Source organism: Luteibacter jiangsuensis (genome assembly GCF_030812295.1).
Taxonomy (GTDB): domain Bacteria; phylum Pseudomonadota; class Gammaproteobacteria; order Xanthomonadales; family Rhodanobacteraceae; genus Luteibacter; species Luteibacter jiangsuensis_A.
The window spans coordinates 1116778-1132394 of sequence record NZ_JAUSSK010000001.1; the positions used below are offsets into that span (position 1 = coordinate 1116778).

Genomic DNA, 15617 nt, shown 5'->3' on the forward strand with positions numbered 1-15617 from the left:
GGAGCCGCCATAGACGTCAAGTGGTGGTTCGCGAAAGGTCGATCAAGAGCCGGGCACGCAAAGAAAAACGGCCCCGGCGTCGTGGAACGCCGGGGCCGCCGTGACTTGCTCTGCCGGACGAATCAGGCCGCGTCGCCGCCCTCGCCCGCGATCCGCTGCTGTTGCAGGTTGCCGCGGTAGATCAGGTAGGGCTCGGCCTGGCCGTCGATCACGGCGTCGTCGACCACGACCTTGCTGACATGTTCAAGCGACGGCAGTTCGAACATCGTGTCGAGCAATACCTGTTCGAGAATGGTTCGCAGTCCGCGTGCGCCGGTCTTGCGCTTGAGCGCGCGACGGGCGATGGCGGACAAGGCTTCCGGGCGGAATTCCAGCTCGGCGCCTTCCATGTCGAACAGCTTGCGGAACTGCTTGGTGACCGCGTTCTTCGGCTCGGTGAGGATCTGTACCAGCGCCGCCTCGTCGAGCTCGTCGAGCGTGGCGACCACGGGCAGGCGCCCAACGAATTCGGGAATCAGGCCGAAACGGACCAGATCCGCCGGCTCGACTTCCGAGAGCATCTTGCCGACGTTCTCCGTGCGCTCCTTCGAACGCACCTCGGCGCCGAAACCGATGCCGGTGGTCTCGGAACGCTGCTGGATCACCTTCTCCAGCCCGGCGAACGCGCCGCCGCAGATGAAGAGGATGTTGCGCGTGTCGACCTGCAGGAACTCCTGCTGGGGATGCTTGCGTCCGCCCTGCGGCGGCACCGAGGCGAGCGTGCCCTCGATGAGCTTGAGCAGGGCCTGCTGCACGCCTTCGCCGGACACGTCGCGGGTGATCGACGGGTTTTCGCTCTTGCGCGAAATTTTGTCGATTTCATCGATATAGACGATGCCGCTCTGCGCCTTCTCGACGTCGTAGTCGCACTTCTGCAGGAGCTTCTGGATGATGTTCTCGACATCCTCGCCCACGTAGCCGGCTTCGGTCAGCGTGGTCGCGTCGGCGATCGTGAACGGCACGTTGAGCAGGCGCGCCAGCGTCTCGGCCAGCAGCGTCTTGCCCGAACCGGTCGGACCGATCAGGAGGATGTTGGACTTGCCCAACTCGACGTCGTCGTTCTTCAGGCGCGATTCCATGCGCTTGTAATGGTTGTAGACCGCGACCGAAAGCGCCTTCTTGGCGCGCGTCTGGCCGACCACGTACTGGTCGAGCGCATCCATGATCTCGCGCGGCTTCGGAAGGTGCGTGCGACCGGAGGCCGCCTTTTCTTCCAGCTCCTCGCGAATGATGTCGTTGCACAGCTCAACGCATTCGTCGCAGATGAACACGCTTGGGCCGGCGATCAGCTTGCGCACTTCATGCTGGCTCTTGCCGCAGAAAGAGCAATAAAGGATCTTGCCGCCGTCGTTGGAACGGCTTTGCCGCTCGTCGCTCATGCTATGGGCCCTACTGAGAATCCAGGTGCGCTTTGAGAATAGCACAGCCCTTCGCCCCTGGACTCAGGGGCGAAGGGCCGGTTTTCACAAGCGAAAAAGTTCAATCAAGCTGAACGGACGGTATCGACCGTACGCTTGTCGAGAACCGAGTCGATCAGGCCATAGGCCTGGGCTTCCGCGCCGCTCATGAAGCGGTCGCGCTCGGTGTCACGGGCGATCTCTTCCACTGTCTTGCCGCTGTGGTTGGCGAGGATCGCGTTGAGCCGCTCGCGCATGGTCAGAATCTCGCGGGCATGGATCTCGATGTCCGTGGCCTGGCCGGAGATGCCGCCAGCCCAGGGCTGGTGGATCATGATGCGAGAATGCGGCAGCGAGTAACGCTTGCCCGCCGCGCCGGCGGCCAGCAGCAGGGCGCCCATGGAGGCGGCCTGGCCGATGCACATCGTGCTGACGTCCGGCTTCACGAACTGCATCGTGTCGTAGATCGCCATACCGGCGGTGACCGAGCCACCCGGGCTGTTGATGTACAGGCTGATGTCCTTGTCCGGGTTCTCCGACTCGAGGAACAGCAGCTGGGCGACGATCACATTGGCCATGTAATCGTCGACCGGACCGACGGCGAAGATCACGCGCTCCTTGAGAAGACGCGAGTAGATATCGTACGAACGCTCGCCACGCGAAGTCTGCTCGACGACGATGGGCACCAGGTTGAGATTCTGGATCGGAGCCATGGACATGGGGTCTCTCCTTCGTGTGGGGCCCGGTTGTTGCCAGTGGATCGGCACTTACGTGCCGATCGGTCGCATCACCTCGTCGAAGCTCAGTTCCTGGTCGGTGGTCTTGGCATTATCCGCCACCCACTCGGCCACCTGGTCTTCCATCACGCGGTTCTGCAGTCCCGACATCAGTTGGGGGTCACCGTTATACAGTTCAATGACCTTTTCCGGTTCCTCATAGGTCGAGGCGATCGCGGCAAGCATCTCGTTCATGCGCTTGCGATCGAGACGAAGCTCGTTCTTGCGGGCGATCTCACCCATCAGGAGAGCGGCGATGACACGCTTGCGGGCGAACGGCGCCGCCTCGGCGATCATCTCGGGGCCCGGCTCCTGACCGCGCGGCAGGTTTCCGGCGGCCAGGCTGCGGGCCTCGGCGTTGGCCATGAGTTCCGGCACGTCGAGGTCCGGGTAGGCGTTGGCCAGCTTTTCCGCCACTTCGGACTTCAGTCGGGCCATCAGGGTGGCCTTCAGCTCGCGCTCGAGGTTGGCGCGGACTTCCTTGCGGAAGGTCTCGATATCGCCATCGGCCACGCCGAACATCTTCACGAACTCGGCGTCGACGGCCGGCAGGTTCGGTTCCTGGACTTTCACGATCTTGAAGCTGACCTTGGCGGTCTTGCCGGCCAGGTCGGGGTTGCGGAAGTCTTCGGGGAAGGCCACGTCCTGGACCAGGTCTTCGCCGGCGCCACGGCCGGTCAGGGCCTCGTCCAGCGCCTTGAACAGGGTGCCCGAGCCCAGCACGCTGCCCGCGCGCTCGAGGCCTTCGGCCGGGAAGCGGTATTCACCCGCCTCGGCGGCGTATTCGAACATGACGAAATCGCCTTCCTTCGACGCGCGCGACACTTCGTCGAAGCTACGGCGCTGCGTGCGCAGGGTTTCGATCATCTTGTCGATGTCGGCGTCCTTGACCTCGGCCTGCGGACGGGCGATCTCGAGGGCGGAGACGTCGACGGCCGGGAACTCCGGCATCACCTCGAAGGTGGCCGTGTAGGCGATCTCGCCGTTCTCGGCATTGCCCGTGGTGTCGACGGACGGGTTGGCGATCGGCTGCAGCTTTTCCTGCGTGACGGCATCGCGAAGCGTGCTGCCGATGAGCTCGGACAAGGCTTCGCCACGGACCTGCGCGCCAAAGCGCTGCTTGATCACGTTGGCCGGCACCTTGCCCGGACGGAAGCCCTTCAGCCGCACCGTACGGCCCATTTCCGCGATGCGCTCGCTGACTTGGGACTCGAGACGCTCCGCCGGGAACTTCACCGTGAGCTTGCGCCCGAGCTTGCCGACATTCTCAACCGAAACCTGCATGACCTCTCCTGAAACCACCACGGACGTGGCGCGATGGCGAACATCCGTCGCCGTAACCGAAACAAAGGAATTCACCGCGAATCCGGGGCCGGCCGCCGCGACCATCCCCCCGGCGGCGAAAAACCCCGCAAATGACTGCCCATTCTACGTTTTGGCCTCCCGCCGCCGCAACCGTCGTCAGCCCGGCTCCCAGCGCCTGGGGCCGCCTCCCTCCACGGCCAGCGCGTCGCCCGGATTGGCCAGGGCGCAAGCCGTCAGGGACAGGCAGCCACAGCCGATGCAATCGGTCAGTCGATCCTTCAGGTTGACCAGCAGGGCGATCCGTTGCTCCAGTTCCTCCCGCCATGCGGCCGACATCCCGGCCCATTCCTCGCGCGTCGGCGTCCTCTCGTCCGGCAGACTGGAAAAAGCCCGCCGAACGGCCTCCAAGGGCACTCCGACCCGCTGGGCGACCCGGATCACCGCGAGCCGGCGGAGTACATCGGACGCATAGCGGCGCTGGTTGCCGGTCGTCCGCAGGCTGCGAATCAGGCCCTTGCGCTCGTAAAAGTGCAGTGCCGACACCGCCAGGCCCGACCGTTTCGCCGCCTCGCCAACGCTCAGTTCACGCATCGCTTGACCTCAACCAACGTTGAGGTCTCATGCTGCGCCTCCCGGGCCAAGCACGCAAGCGTGCGAAACTCCCCTTTCCCCAAGGATGCAGAATGAACGTGGGAACGTCGGATCCAGACCTCTTCAGCGCCACCGAAGCACCCTACCCGCCCGGCATCCTCGCCCCTCCCTACCGGGCGGCCACCATCGGCATGGTCGCCCTCATATCCCTGATCGCCTTCGAAGCCCTGGCGGTCACCACGGCCATGCCCACCGTGGCGCGCGACCTCAATGGGTTGAAGGCGTATGCCCTCGCCTTTGGCGGTGTCCTGGCCACCAGCGTCATCGGCATGACCCTGTCCGGACGCTGGAGCGATCGGCGGGGCCCTGCCCCCGCCATGTGGACCGGCCTGGCGGGTTTCGTTGCCGGCCTGCTCATCGCCGGTTTCGCCCACGACATGCCCACCTTGCTGGTCGGGCGCCTGATCCAGGGGCTGGGCGCGGGTTGCCTGTCGCCCGCTCTTTACGTGATCGTGGGCCGGCTGTATCCGGAGTCGCTGAGGCCGAAGGTGTTCGCGTCATTCTCGGCGGGCTGGGTCGTGCCGGCGCTGATCGGTCCCGCCGTGAGCGGCGCCATCGTCGAACATGTCGGCTGGCGCTGGGTCTTCCTCGGCGTGCCGTTGCTGGCGATTCCCGCCGCGGCAGGGTTGCGTGGCGCCCTGCGTTCACTGGGCAAGCCCTCGGGCATCGCCGGGGAAGCACCCGGGCGGATGATGAATGCCGTCGGCGCCTCCCTCGGCGTCTGCTTGCTGTTCGTCGCCGGACAGGAGCATGGCTGGCTCGCAGCCGCGTTGTTCGCGCCGGCCATCGCGTTGCTGTACTTCTGTGGGCGACGCCTGCTTCCACCTGGCACGTTGCGAGGCGCGCGCGGCCTTCCCGCCGTGGTCGCCTTGCGTGGCGTCGCCGCTTCCGCGTTCTTCGGCACCGAAGCCTTCCTGCCACTGGCCTTTTCGAGTGAACACGGGCTGTCGCCCATGTGGGCCGGCATTGCCATCAGCGTGGGTGCGATCGGCTGGTTCTCGGGTTCTTGGTACCAGGGCCATTACGCGAAGATCTCGCGACAGGCGCTGCTGAATCGCGGCACGGTCCTGATGGTGATCGGCGTGATCGTGGCGTCGCTCAGCACGTTCGCCTGGATGCCGGTCATCGCTTCCGTCATGGGTTGGCTGCTTACAGGCCTCGGCATGGGCATGCTCTACGGCACCGTGGCCGTTCTCGCCTTGTCGATGTCCGCCGAACACGAGCAAGGCACGAACAGTTCGGCGTTGCAGCTATGCGAATCGTTGATGGTCGCGACCACGCTTGCGATCGGCGGTTCCTTGTTCGGCGCGCTGCTCGACGTTTCGCACACCGCCGCATTCGCCGCCAATTTCGCTATCACGGTCGTGCTGGCGGTGTTGGGAACCGTCGTCGCGCGCCGCGCCCAGGCGCCCGCCTGATGGGAACTTCGCGCGGAAGGTCGCCACTACGCATATCGGAGGCCGGCTAGCCGCCCACGACCAGGTGGAGCCCGCACCGAACGGGCGCAAGTCGGGCTGGCCGAAAGGCTGACCTCCAGCGAACGCCGGGATGTACCGAAGGGCTATCCTCCCAGGCTCAGTCGCCCTGGAGAGCTCTCGCCGAGGCGCCTTCGCCCTTCCCGATCTTCTTTAGCTCATTCCGCATCGACATGGCGTCGAGGCGTTCGGCAGGTAACGCGATCAGTGCGGCAATGCGGTTCTTGAGATAGCGGAACGCTGTGATGAACGCGCGCTTGCGGTCAAGTTCCGTGCCTGTCACAGCCGATGGATCTTCAATGCCCCAATGTGCCGTCACGGGTTGACCCGGCCAGATGGGACAGACCTCACCAGCAGCGTTATCGCAGACGGTGATGACGATATCCATGACGGGTGCTCCGTCGGTTTCGAATACATCCCAACTCTTGGAACGTAGGTCCGCCGTGGGGTACCCAAGCTCGTCGAGGACGGTGATGGCCATGGGGTTCACCGCGGACTTGGGCGCACTACCGGCGGAAAACGCGCGAAAGCGACCAGCACCGTCGTGACTGAGGATGCTCTCTGCGAGGATGGAACGAGCGGAGTTATGGGTGCACAGGAAAAGCACGTTCAATGTTCGCGTGGTGCTCACGGGTAGCTCCGAGGGCTCAAGGGTCACGCGACATTACCATGCTTCTAGATATATCGATGTGACAGCATCTACCGCCCGCCCTCGGGTCCGCCACACGTGCGCGACGCGCCTGCTGAAGACCGTCGACGGCGCAGCCGCCCTCACCGCGATGCGCGGCACCTCGCTTACGAGGAGTTAATCGTTACGGGACAGATAAAGCCGCATCAGATGTAATTCTTACGACGTCGTAACGCCTAAGTATCTGATTAAATGGGAATCACGATGGTGCGAGAGGCGGGACTCGAACCCGCACGGTTTTACCCGTCAGAACCTAAATCTGGTGCGTCTACCAATTCCGCCACTCTCGCGTAGCGAGCCATTCTAAAAGAAAACGCCGGTAGCGGGAGGCTACCGGCGTCTTGAATTGGTGGGCCGTGTAAGATTCGAACTTACGACCAATTGATTAAGAGTCAACTGCTCTACCAACTGAGCTAACGGCCCGTTAAAACTTGCAGCTACGTTGTAAGTGGGGTGGACGATGGGACTCGAACCCACGACATCCGGAATCACAATCCGGTACTCTAACCAGCTGAGCTACGCCCACCATAAAACACCATTTGGCGCGCCCGACAGGAATCGAACCTGCAACCGTCGGCTTAGAAGGCCGATGCTCTATCCGATTGAGCTACAGGCGCAGGCACTGTATGTAGAACGCCAACTGGTCGGGGCAGAGGGATTCGAACCCCCGACATCCAGCTCCCAAAGCTGGCGCTCTACCAGACTGAGCTATACCCCGAAACTTAAAGCACTATCCCGATACACTGGGGTGAAGCCTTCAAATGTTACGGGTCAAACTCAAGCCCGTCAATCTGTATGAACACACCACACTTTCAACTACCGTGTCCGTTGCACGAAGGCGACGGCTTTGCTGCTTAAAAAATGGTGCGCCCGGAGAGATTCGAACTCCCGACCACCAAGTTCGTAGCCTGGTACTCTATCCAGCTGAGCTACGGGCGCACACTTGAAACTTTAGGCCCGGTGACTATCGCCGTGAAGCGTTAGCGCCGTGCCGAGAAGCGGAATTATTCAGATATCGGACGCACGCGTCAACACTTTTGTGCATCTTTTTTTCTCGGATTCGTAACAGTCGCTGTAAATAGCCGTCTGAACAAAGGAAGGGCGGCCTTGGCCGCCCTTCCCTTTACAGCTGCGTGGCCGGCTTGCCGACCTTGTCCGGCGCGGAACCGGCGTCGCCACGTGGCGGCGGGGGCGGCGGCGTCGAACCCGGCTTCTGCCAGTCCGCCGGCGGGCCCGGCTCACGATTGTTCATGATGTCGTCGATCTGGCGCGCATCGATCGTCTCGTACTGCAGCAGCGCCTCGGCCATCACGTGCAGCTTGTCGATATTGGTGGTGAGCAGTTCCTTGCTGCGCGCATAAGCGCGGTCGAGGATGGTGCGCACCACTTCATCGATCTTGCGCGCGGTCTCGTTGGACACGCTCTTGTGCTGCGTGACCGAGCGGCCGATGAAGACCTCGTCTTCTTCCTCGCCATAGGTCACCGGCCCGAGTTCGTCGGACAAGCCCCACTTGGTCGCCATGTTGCGCGCCATCTTCGTCGCGCGCTCGATGTCGTTGGAAGCGCCCGTCGTGACCTTGTCGTGGCCGAAGATGAGTTCCTCGGCGACGCGACCGCCGTACAGCGAGCACAGCTGCGATTCGATCGCGACCTTGTTTATGCTGTACCGGTCGCCTTCCGGCAGGTACATCGTCACGCCGAGGGCGCGGCCGCGCGGAATGATCGTGACCTTGTAGACCGGATCGTGCTCGGGCACGAGACGGCCGATGATCGCGTGGCCGGCCTCGTGGTAGGCGGTGAGACGCTTCTCTTCGTCGTTCATCGCCATCGAGCGGCGCTCGGAGCCCATGAGAATCTTGTCGCGTGCGCGGTCGAGATGGCTCATGCGCACTTCGCGCGCGTTCTCGCGGGCGGCGAACAAGGCCGCCTCGTTGACGAGGTTGGCGAGATCCGCACCGGAGAAGCCCGGCGTGCCGCGCGCGATGACCATCGCCTCGACATCGGCCGCGGTCGGCACCTTGCGCATGTGCACCTTGAGGATCTGCTCACGGCCCTTCACGTCCGGCAGGCCCACGACCACCTGGCGGTCGAAACGGCCCGGACGCAGCAGCGCCGGATCGAGCACGTCGGGACGGTTGGTGGCGGCGATGACGATGATGCCTTCGGTGCCCTCGAATCCATCCATCTCGACCAGCAGCTGGTTGAGCGTCTGCTCGCGCTCGTCGTGACCGCCGCCCATGCCGGCGCCACGATGGCGGCCGACCGCGTCGATCTCGTCGATGAAGATGATGCATGGCGCGTGCTTCTTCGCCTGCTCGAACATGTCGCGGACGCGGCTGGCACCGACGCCGACGAACATCTCGACGAAGTCGGAGCCGGAGATCGAGAAGAACGGCACCTTGGCCTCGCCCGCGATCGCCTTGGCGAGCAGGGTCTTGCCGGTACCCGGCGGACCGACCATCAGCACGCCACGCGGGATCTTGCCGCCCAGCTTCTGGAACTTGCCTGGATCGCGCAGGAATTCCACCAGTTCGCTGACTTCTTCCTTGGCTTCGTCGCAACCGGCGACGTCACCGAAATTGACCTTCACCTGGTCCTCGCCTTGCAGCTTGGCGCGCGAACGGCCGAAGCTCATGGCACCACGGCCACCCGAACCCGCCTGCATCTGGCGCATGAACCATATCAGCACGGCCACGAAGATGATGATCGGCAGCCAGTTGAACAGCAGGCCGAGCAGCGAGAAGCCATTGTCGGCCGGCTCCTGGCGAAGCTCGACGCCCTTGTCGCGCATCTGCTTGACCAGGTCGCTCGTGGACAGGCCCACGACCGGCACCACCGTGCGGTAGGAGCCGCCGTCCTTCAATTTGCCCGTAATGGTCGGCGGGGCGGTCGAGGTAATCGTGCCGCTCGCCACGTTGCCGTTGTCGATCTGCTGGGCGAAGGTCGTGTAGGACATGTCCTGCGACGATCCGCCGCGTGGATTGAACGTCTGGAACACGGTTAGCAAGACCACCGCGATGATCAGCCAGAGCAACAGGTTTTTTGCCATCTCATTCATGCGCGGTTCTCGCCAGGTTGCCGGGACGCGGACTTGAGGCCGGTCGCCAGCGCATAGACCTCTCGCGAACGCGCGCGGGAGGCCTTCGGTTTACGCATCGTCACGCGACTGAAGTCCGCGCGCAAGTTCTTCAGGTACTCGTCGAACCCTGCCCCCTGGAACAGTTTCACCAGGAACGACCCACCGGGTTTCAGCCAATCGAGGCTGAACTGCCGGGCGAGGTCGCACAGGTCCATGGCGCGGATCTGGTCGGCGAGTGCCACACCGGACATATTGGGGGCCATGTCCGAGAGGACAAGATCGACCTTCTGGCCTTCCAGCTTGCTTTCGAGTTCGCGAAGGACCGATTCCTCGCGGAAATCGCCCTGCATGAAGTCCACGCCAGCGAGGCCCGCCATGGGGAGGATGTCCAGGGCGATGACCGTGCCCGTGTCGCCCATGCGCTTCCGCGCCAGCTGCGACCAGCCGCCGGGAGCGGCGCCGAGGTCGACGACGGTCATGCCGGGCTTCAGCAGGCGATCGCGGTCGATCAGCTCTTCGAGCTTGAAGACGGCACGGGAGCGAAGCCCCTCGGCCTGGGCCTTCTTGACGTAGGGATCGTCGAAATGCTCCCGCAGCCAACGGGAACTGCTCTTGCTGCGTGCCATGGGCTTTCGACCAACGATAAGTAAGGTGCAGGTCGTGCATGATACCCTTTGACGCCTGTCAGCCGCACATCGAACCTGAACGCAATGTCGCTTTCCCCTACACAGCGCCGCTACCTGCGCAGCCTTGCCCACGATCTCCGACCCGTCATCCTGCTGGGGAACAAGGGCGCCACCGAGGCGGTCGCCAAGGAACTGGCCCAGGCCCTGGACATCCACGAGCTGGTCAAGGTGAAGCTCTCCGGGGGCGACAAGGACGAGCGCCAGGCACAGATCGCCTTCCTCACCGGCCAGACCGGATCGGAGACGATCCAGGAAATCGGCCACGTCGTCGTCCTGTTCCGCCGGAACGAGCAGGACCCGAAGCTGGCCCTGCCCCGGTAACCCCCCATGGAACTGTCGTTCGAACATCCCGGCGAGTACCTCTTCGTGCGCCGGGTGGGCGCCGACACGGTCACGGTAGTCGACCGCGACTTCCACAAGAGCATCCTGCTGACCCCGAAAGAAGTCATCGAGGACTGGACCGCCACCGACGCCTCCCGGCTCACGCTGGCCGATGTCGAGAAGATCGTCGCGCTGGAGCCGGAGTTGGTCCTTCTGGGCACGGGTGAACGCCAGGTCTTCCCACCGGGCGAGGTGATGGCGGGTTTCCTGCGCCGCGGCATCGGTATCGAGGCGATGACCAATGGCTCCGCGGCGCGGACCTACAGCCTGCTCGCGGGCGAAGGCCGGCGCGTGGTCGCGGCGTTCATCCTGCCCTGAGGGATCCCCATGCGCATCCTCGTTCTTGGAGCCGGTGGCACCGGCGGCTACTTCGGTGGCCGGCTGGCCCAGGCAGGTGCCGACGTCACCTTTCTCGTCCGGCCCGGACGGGCCAAGACACTGGATGAGAATGGGCTCGCGATCCGCAGCCCCTTCGGAGATGCCACGGTGCGGGTAACCCACGTCACCGCCGAAAGTGTGGCCGATGCGGGCCGCTTCGATCTCGTCCTGCTGTCCTGCAAGGCCTACGACCTGCACTCGGCCATCGAGGCGATCGATCCGGCCGTTGGCGAAGCGACCGCGATCCTTCCCATCCTCAACGGCCTGGCCCACTACCCGGTGCTCGACAAGCGGTTCGGGCCCGACAAGGTCATCGGCGGCCTCTGCGTCATCAGTGCGGCGAAGGGCCCGGAAGGCGAGATCCTCCATCTGGGTAACGGCGCCTCGGTCACCTTCGGCGAGCGCGACGGCCGGCAACATGGCGATCGTTGCGAGGCCATCGCGGCCGCCTTCGCCGCGGCGAAGGTCGACCACACCCATTCCACCGACATCCAACGCGACCTCTGGGCCAAGTTCTCGTTCCTGGCCACGCTCGCGGGCGCCACCTGCCTGTTCCGCGCCAGCGTGGGGGACATCGTGGCCACCGACGACGGCCGCCATCTCACCGAGCGGATGTACGAGGAGTGCCTGGCCGTGGCGCGTGCGTCAGGCCACCCGGTGCCGGACAACGCACGGTCGTTCGCCTGGAAGACACTGACGCAGGAGAACTCGCCGCTTACCGCATCGATGCTGCGCGACCTCGAGTCGGGTCAGCGCATCGAGTCCGACCACATCGTCGGCGACATGCTGCGGCGAGCACGCGATGCCGGTGTCACCGCGCCCATGCTGGAAGTGGCCTTCGCGCATCTGCAGGCGTTCGAAGCAAGACGCAGGCGCGCCGGCTGATCCCGATCCCTAGCGAGGTGGCAGGTACTGCAGAGGGTCGACGGGGTTGCCGTCCCGGCGTATCTGGAACTGCAATTCGTCGCGCGTGGCGCCGGTGGAACCCATTTCCGCCACGCCCTGCCCGGCCTTCACCTTCTCGCCTTCCTTCACCAGGCGCTTGCGGTTATGCCCGTAAGCGGAAAGGAAACTGTCGCTGTGCTTGATGATGACAAGTTCCCCGTAGCCGACCAGGCCGTTGCCGCTGTACACCACGACGCCATCGGCGGCGGCGCGGACCGGATCGCCCGCCTTGCCCCCAACCTCGATGCCGGGGATGGCGTCGCTGGATGAGAATTTCTTCAACAAGGCACCGTCGGCGGGCCAGCGCCAGTTGATCCCGCCCGCGCTGCGCGTGGCACCGCTGGTCACGATGGGAGTCGAGGCTGGTGGGTTTTCGACGGGCGCGGGCGGCTGCGTCACCGGAGCGCTCGACGGCGGCGGCGTGGGAACCAGTGATTCCGCGGGCTTGCCAGCGATGACCACAGGCGTGTTGGTCGTGGTCGCGGGCGCCGGGACCGAGGGTGGCGAGGCGGCTCCGGCGTCGACCACATGGACCGGCGGCGGTTGGGCCGCTGCCGGCGGCTGTACCGTCTGGCCTGCCGGCGCGGGATGCCCCGCCGATGGCGGTACGGTGGCGACCACGGCGGCGGCGCGCGAGGGCTCCGGTTTGCCCTCGTGTCCCGGCGGGGAAAGACGCAGGTCCTGTCCCGGCCAGATCGTGTAGGGCGAAGCGATGCCGTTCCAGCTGGCCAGGTCGCGGAAATCCACCTTGTTGCGGAAGGCGATGCTGTACAGCGTGTCGCCCTTGGACACCCGGTAGCTGCCGCCCGGCGGAGGTGCCGGCGTGGTGGCGCGCGCGGGGGTGTAGGTGCTGCCCGGGCTGCGCGTGACGACGACCGAACTGCGGGTGACGTCGCATCCGGAAAGCATGAAGCCCGCGGCCAACACGGCGGCCAGCGCGAGCGGACGGATCATGAGCATCGCGGACTTCCCTTCACGGTCACTCATCTCAACAGGAACCACCAGGCGGCCAGGAGGATGATCGCTACGATAACAGCCCATCCTATCCATTCGATGTGTTTGCGTAGCATCTGTTCCGCACGTTCACCGAACAGGCGGACCAGCAGGGCCAGCAACCATACGCGCTTGCCGCGGCCGATCATCATGCAGATGAGGAACGGCAACACCGGCACGCCGACGATACCCGAGGCCCAGGTGACGAATTTCATCGGCACCACCGGCTGCAGGGCGGCCATCGCCAGGACGATGTACAGACCCAGCGAGTGCGCCTGCATGTCCTTCTGCAGGCTCGCCACGCCCGTCTGGATCGGCGCGAGCAGGTGCAGCGATTCGAGCAACGGCTTCAGCGCCTCGTAGGCGAAGTGGCCGAGGGCGTATCCCACCAGGGAACCCAGCAACGAGAACAGCAGGCTCCAGTTGGCGAAACGGAATGCCTTGCGCGGCTCGGCAAGCATCATCGGCGCCAGCATGATCTCCGGCATCACGGGAAAGATGAAGGCTTCGACGAAGGAAAGTCCGGCGAGATAGCGGACCGCATGACGGTGGCGTGCCCAGACGATGGCGCGCTCGTAGAGCGAAGCGAACATCCGCATTCAGCGGTTTTCCTTGTGATGGGGGCGCATCAACCGATGCCACCGAGAAGCGGCACGAAACTCACGGCGCCCAGGTCCTCGCGGATCACGGCGCCATGCTCGTCCTTGCGCAAGCGCACGAGCACCTGCTGGCTAGGGCTGCCCACGGGTGCCACCAGTACGCCGCCCGGCTTCAACTGGTCGAGCAGTTTCGTCGGGATACGATCGCCGGCGGCCGTGAGGATGATGCCTTCGAACGGTGCCTCCGGTTCCCAGCCAAGCTTGCCGTCGTCGTGCCGCGACCGCAGGTTCTCAATGCCCAGCTGGCGGAAACGCCGCCGCGCCTGGCGCAGTAGTTCCTCGATGCGCTCCACCGTGTAGACCGTGGGCACGATGCCGGCGAGCACGGCGGCCTGGTAACCGGAACCCGTGCCGATTTCGAGCACGCGGTCGGGCACGCCGTGTTCGATCAGCGCCTCGGTCATCCTCGCCACGATCCAGGGTTGCGAGATGGTCTGGCCATGACCGATCGGCAGGGCGGTGTTCTCGTAGGCACGGCTGTGCAGCGCCTGGTCGATGAAATGATGGCGCGGCAGCTGGCGGATCACCTCCAGCACGCGCTCGTCGCGAATGCCCTCCTCGGCAAGCTTCGCCACCAGGCGATCGCGTGCGCGCTGGGAAGTCATTCCCTCTCCGCGCAGTGCGGAAGGCGGAAGTGCATGCAGGTTCACCACCTCAGGCCGCCTCCTCGTTGTCCATGTCCGAGGACAGCGAAAGTGCCCAGCTGCTGACCTTCTCCAATGCCTGGAAGCGCGTGAGGTCGGTATGGATCGGCGTGACCGAGACATAGCCGCGGCGGACGGCATCGAAATCCGTACCGGGACCATCGTCCTCGATCGCGCCCGGCGGACCGATCCACCACATCGCGCGGCCACGCGGGTCGGCGGTGCGGATCGCTGGCGCCGACCGGTGGCGCTTGCCGAGCCGGGTGACTTCGAACCCGTGGATCTGTTCCCACGGCAGGTCGGGCACGTTCACGTTGAGGATCGTGTCGGCCGGCAGCGGATCGACGATGAGGCGGCGCATCAACATGAGCACGGCGTTCGCCGCGGCATGGAAGTGGCGGCCCGAACCTTCTTGTGTCACCAGCGACACGGCGATCGCGGGAAGCCCGAGGAAACGTCCTTCCATCGCGGCCGACACGGTGCCTGAATAGATCACGTCGTCGCCGAGGTTCGCGACATTGTTGATGCCGGACACCACGATGTCCGTCTCATGGTCGAGCAGACCGGACAGCGCGAGATGGACGCAATCGGTGGGCGTGCCGGCCACGCGATAGGTACCGTCGTCCAGTCGCTGCACGCGGATGGGCGCATCGAGGGTGAGCGAATTGCTCGCGCCGGACCGGTCGCGGTCCGGCGCCACGACCGTCACCGTACCGAACTCGGCCAGACGCCCGGCCAGCACCTGGATGCCAGGGGCCTCCACGCCGTCGTCGTTGCTAACCAGAACTTGCATGCTGATCCAGATCGAAAAACGGGTGCGGCGGCCCCACGTCGAAGAAAGCCGCCTGACCGTCCAAGTCTACCGGACCGGGCAGCCGGATTCACGAAAGCCCGCTAGGATGGGAGCCATGAAGCGACGCCCTTCGACGGTACATGACGACGATAGCCGTCTCTTTCGCGAGGCGATCGGCGACGTTCGCCCCATGACACCCGTCGACGCCGTGCCCGGCCGCCCAAGGCCCGAGCCGCATCCGCACATGCGCGATGCCGACGAAGCCGCCGTACCCGCCGACTCCTTGCAGTTCGATTACGACCCCGCCGACCTCGAGGTGGGTGAAGAACTGTCGTACTTGCGCGACGGCTATCCGCCGAAGCTCCTGAAGCAGCTCAAGCGCGGACAGTTCGGCATCCAGGCCGACGTCGACCTGCACCAGATGAACGTCGCGGCGGCGCAGCTGACGATTGCGGAGTTCCTCGCCGAGTGTCGTCGCGACGGGGTGCGCTGCGTGCGCATCATTCACGGCAAAGGCTTGCGCTCGAAGGCGGCCGGGCCGGTGCTGAAGGGACTGACCGACCGGTTGCTGCGGCGACGGGATGACGTGGTGGCGTTTGCCTCGGCGCGGCCGATGCAGGGTGGCACGGGGGCGGTCGTCGTTTTGCTGAAAGGGTGAGGACACCCGTATCGCCGACAAGTCGGCTCCCACCGGGGAGCAGCGAGATGGGCCCGTCAGCCGCGAGGCA

The 15617-nt window shown here is 64.8% G+C and carries 16 protein-coding genes and 6 tRNA genes; 5 read left to right on the forward strand and 17 right to left on the reverse strand.

The window, feature by feature from the left end; genetic code table 11:
• Positions 1–122: 122 nt before the first annotated feature.
• The 4 genes from clpX to soxR all read right to left on the reverse strand — a co-directional run bounded on the left by clpX (position 123) and on the right by soxR (position 4108).
• Positions 123–1418 (reverse strand): ATP-dependent Clp protease ATP-binding subunit ClpX, encoded by a 1296-nt coding sequence (clpX, locus tag J2T07_RS04840; RefSeq protein WP_306847716.1) that lies wholly within the window; start codon positions 1416–1418, stop codon positions 123–125.
• Between the two features lie 104 nt (positions 1419–1522).
• The gene (clpP, locus tag J2T07_RS04845; protein WP_371024703.1) at positions 1523–2149 is read right to left on the reverse strand and encodes an ATP-dependent Clp endopeptidase proteolytic subunit ClpP; all 627 of its coding nucleotides are present in this window, start codon (positions 2147–2149) and stop codon (positions 1523–1525) included.
• A 54-nt stretch (positions 2150–2203) separates the two neighbouring features.
• Positions 2204–3496, reverse strand: a complete 1293-nt coding sequence (tig, locus tag J2T07_RS04850; protein WP_306847720.1) for a trigger factor — start codon at positions 3494–3496, stop codon at positions 2204–2206.
• A gap of 177 nt (positions 3497–3673) precedes the next feature.
• Entirely contained in the window at positions 3674–4108 is a 435-nt protein-coding gene (soxR, locus tag J2T07_RS04855) for a redox-sensitive transcriptional activator SoxR (RefSeq protein ID WP_306847722.1), read from the reverse strand.
• 92 nt (positions 4109–4200) lie between these two features.
• Between soxR and J2T07_RS04860 the strand changes: the two genes are divergently transcribed.
• Positions 4201–5586: an MFS transporter gene (locus tag J2T07_RS04860; protein ID WP_306847724.1), complete on the forward strand. Its 1386-nt coding sequence runs from the start codon at positions 4201–4203 to the stop codon at positions 5584–5586.
• 157 nt (positions 5587–5743) lie between these two features.
• Here J2T07_RS04860 and J2T07_RS04865 read toward each other — a convergent pair whose 3' ends face one another.
• The 9 genes from J2T07_RS04865 to rlmE form a co-directional block, all read right to left on the reverse strand.
• The gene (locus J2T07_RS04865) at positions 5744–6274 is read right to left on the reverse strand and encodes an arsenate reductase ArsC (protein WP_306847726.1); all 531 of its coding nucleotides are present in this window, start codon (positions 6272–6274) and stop codon (positions 5744–5746) included.
• Positions 6275–6536: 262 nt separating this feature from the next.
• Positions 6537–6621 (reverse strand) — tRNA-Leu (locus J2T07_RS04870).
• 57 nt (positions 6622–6678) lie between these two features.
• A tRNA-Lys gene (locus J2T07_RS04875) sits at positions 6679–6754 on the reverse strand.
• A gap of 26 nt (positions 6755–6780) precedes the next feature.
• Positions 6781–6857: transfer RNA gene (locus J2T07_RS04880), tRNA-His, on the reverse strand.
• Positions 6858–6871: 14 nt separating this feature from the next.
• Positions 6872–6948 (reverse strand) — tRNA-Arg (locus tag J2T07_RS04885).
• Between the two features lie 24 nt (positions 6949–6972).
• Positions 6973–7049: transfer RNA gene (locus J2T07_RS04890), tRNA-Pro, on the reverse strand.
• 144 nt (positions 7050–7193) lie between these two features.
• Positions 7194–7270, reverse strand: a tRNA-Arg gene (locus tag J2T07_RS04895).
• A 184-nt stretch (positions 7271–7454) separates the two neighbouring features.
• Positions 7455–9389 carry an ATP-dependent zinc metalloprotease FtsH gene (gene ftsH / locus J2T07_RS04900; protein WP_306847727.1) on the reverse strand — a complete coding sequence of 645 codons (1935 nt, stop codon included), beginning with the start codon at positions 9387–9389 and terminating at the stop codon, positions 7455–7457.
• Positions 9386–10036 (reverse strand): 23S rRNA (uridine(2552)-2'-O)-methyltransferase RlmE, encoded by a 651-nt coding sequence (rlmE, locus tag J2T07_RS04905; protein WP_306847728.1) that lies wholly within the window; start codon positions 10034–10036, stop codon positions 9386–9388. The genes ftsH and rlmE overlap by 4 nt, the downstream gene beginning before the upstream one ends.
• 84 nt (positions 10037–10120) lie before the next feature.
• Here rlmE and J2T07_RS04910 point away from each other — a divergent pair, with 84 nt between their 5' ends.
• From J2T07_RS04910 to panE, 3 genes are read left to right on the forward strand one after another with little or no spacing between them, the layout of a single operon-like run.
• Positions 10121–10417 (forward strand): YhbY family RNA-binding protein, encoded by a 297-nt coding sequence (locus J2T07_RS04910; protein WP_306847730.1) that lies wholly within the window; start codon positions 10121–10123, stop codon positions 10415–10417.
• Positions 10418–10423: 6 nt separating this feature from the next.
• Positions 10424–10795 carry an Mth938-like domain-containing protein gene (locus J2T07_RS04915; protein ID WP_306847732.1) on the forward strand — a complete coding sequence of 124 codons (372 nt, stop codon included), beginning with the start codon at positions 10424–10426 and terminating at the stop codon, positions 10793–10795.
• A gap of 9 nt (positions 10796–10804) precedes the next feature.
• Positions 10805–11740 (forward strand): 2-dehydropantoate 2-reductase, encoded by a 936-nt coding sequence (gene panE / locus J2T07_RS04920; protein ID WP_306847734.1) that lies wholly within the window; start codon positions 10805–10807, stop codon positions 11738–11740.
• Between the two features lie 9 nt (positions 11741–11749).
• Here panE and J2T07_RS04925 read toward each other — a convergent pair whose 3' ends face one another.
• Genes J2T07_RS04925 through surE form a run of 4 tightly spaced genes read right to left on the reverse strand, consistent with a single transcriptional unit; the run spans position 11750 to position 14889 of the window.
• Positions 11750–12754: a peptidoglycan DD-metalloendopeptidase family protein gene (locus tag J2T07_RS04925; RefSeq protein WP_306847736.1), complete on the reverse strand. Its 1005-nt coding sequence runs from the start codon at positions 12752–12754 to the stop codon at positions 11750–11752.
• A gap of 29 nt (positions 12755–12783) precedes the next feature.
• The gene (locus tag J2T07_RS04930; RefSeq protein ID WP_306847738.1) at positions 12784–13392 is read right to left on the reverse strand and encodes a YqaA family protein; all 609 of its coding nucleotides are present in this window, start codon (positions 13390–13392) and stop codon (positions 12784–12786) included.
• 29 nt (positions 13393–13421) lie between these two features.
• Positions 13422–14057, reverse strand: coding sequence for a protein-L-isoaspartate(D-aspartate) O-methyltransferase (locus tag J2T07_RS04935; RefSeq protein WP_306847740.1), 636 nt, complete (start codon positions 14055–14057; stop codon positions 13422–13424).
• 49 nt (positions 14058–14106) lie between these two features.
• On the reverse strand, positions 14107–14889 hold the full coding sequence (surE, locus tag J2T07_RS04940; protein WP_306847742.1) for a 5'/3'-nucleotidase SurE: 783 nt from the start codon (positions 14887–14889) through the stop codon (positions 14107–14109).
• Between the two features lie 115 nt (positions 14890–15004).
• Between surE and J2T07_RS04945 the strand changes: the two genes are divergently transcribed.
• A complete protein-coding gene (locus J2T07_RS04945; RefSeq protein WP_306847961.1) occupies positions 15005–15547 on the forward strand; it encodes a Smr/MutS family protein in 543 nt (180 codons plus the stop codon).
• The last annotated feature ends 70 nt before the right edge of the window (positions 15548–15617 follow it).

Coding starts and splice junctions, on each gene's coding strand:
- J2T07_RS04935 (WP_306847740.1), bottom strand. CDS start 14,057: ATGACTTCCCAGCGCGCACGCGATCGCCTGGTGGCGAAGCTTGCCGAG.
- J2T07_RS04930 (WP_306847738.1), bottom strand. CDS start 13,392: ATGCGGATGTTCGCTTCGCTCTACGAGCGCGCCATCGTCTGGGCACGC.
- J2T07_RS04925 (WP_306847736.1), bottom strand. CDS start 12,754: ATGATCCGTCCGCTCGCGCTGGCCGCCGTGTTGGCCGCGGGCTTCATG.
- tig (WP_306847720.1), bottom strand. CDS start 3,496: ATGCAGGTTTCGGTTGAGAATGTCGGCAAGCTCGGGCGCAAGCTCACG.
- J2T07_RS04860 (WP_306847724.1), top strand. CDS start 4,201: ATGAACGTGGGAACGTCGGATCCAGACCTCTTCAGCGCCACCGAAGCA.
- J2T07_RS04945 (WP_306847961.1), top strand. CDS start 15,005: ATGAAGCGACGCCCTTCGACGGTACATGACGACGATAGCCGTCTCTTT.
- soxR (WP_306847722.1), bottom strand. CDS start 4,108: ATGCGTGAACTGAGCGTTGGCGAGGCGGCGAAACGGTCGGGCCTGGCG.
- clpX (WP_306847716.1), bottom strand. CDS start 1,418: ATGAGCGACGAGCGGCAAAGCCGTTCCAACGACGGCGGCAAGATCCTT.
- J2T07_RS04915 (WP_306847732.1), top strand. CDS start 10,424: ATGGAACTGTCGTTCGAACATCCCGGCGAGTACCTCTTCGTGCGCCGG.
- J2T07_RS04910 (WP_306847730.1), top strand. CDS start 10,121: ATGTCGCTTTCCCCTACACAGCGCCGCTACCTGCGCAGCCTTGCCCAC.
- ftsH (WP_306847727.1), bottom strand. CDS start 9,389: ATGAATGAGATGGCAAAAAACCTGTTGCTCTGGCTGATCATCGCGGTG.
- surE (WP_306847742.1), bottom strand. CDS start 14,889: ATGCAAGTTCTGGTTAGCAACGACGACGGCGTGGAGGCCCCTGGCATC.
- clpP (WP_371024703.1), bottom strand. CDS start 2,149: ATGGCTCCGATCCAGAATCTCAACCTGGTGCCCATCGTCGTCGAGCAG.
- panE (WP_306847734.1), top strand. CDS start 10,805: ATGCGCATCCTCGTTCTTGGAGCCGGTGGCACCGGCGGCTACTTCGGT.
- rlmE (WP_306847728.1), bottom strand. CDS start 10,036: ATGGCACGCAGCAAGAGCAGTTCCCGTTGGCTGCGGGAGCATTTCGAC.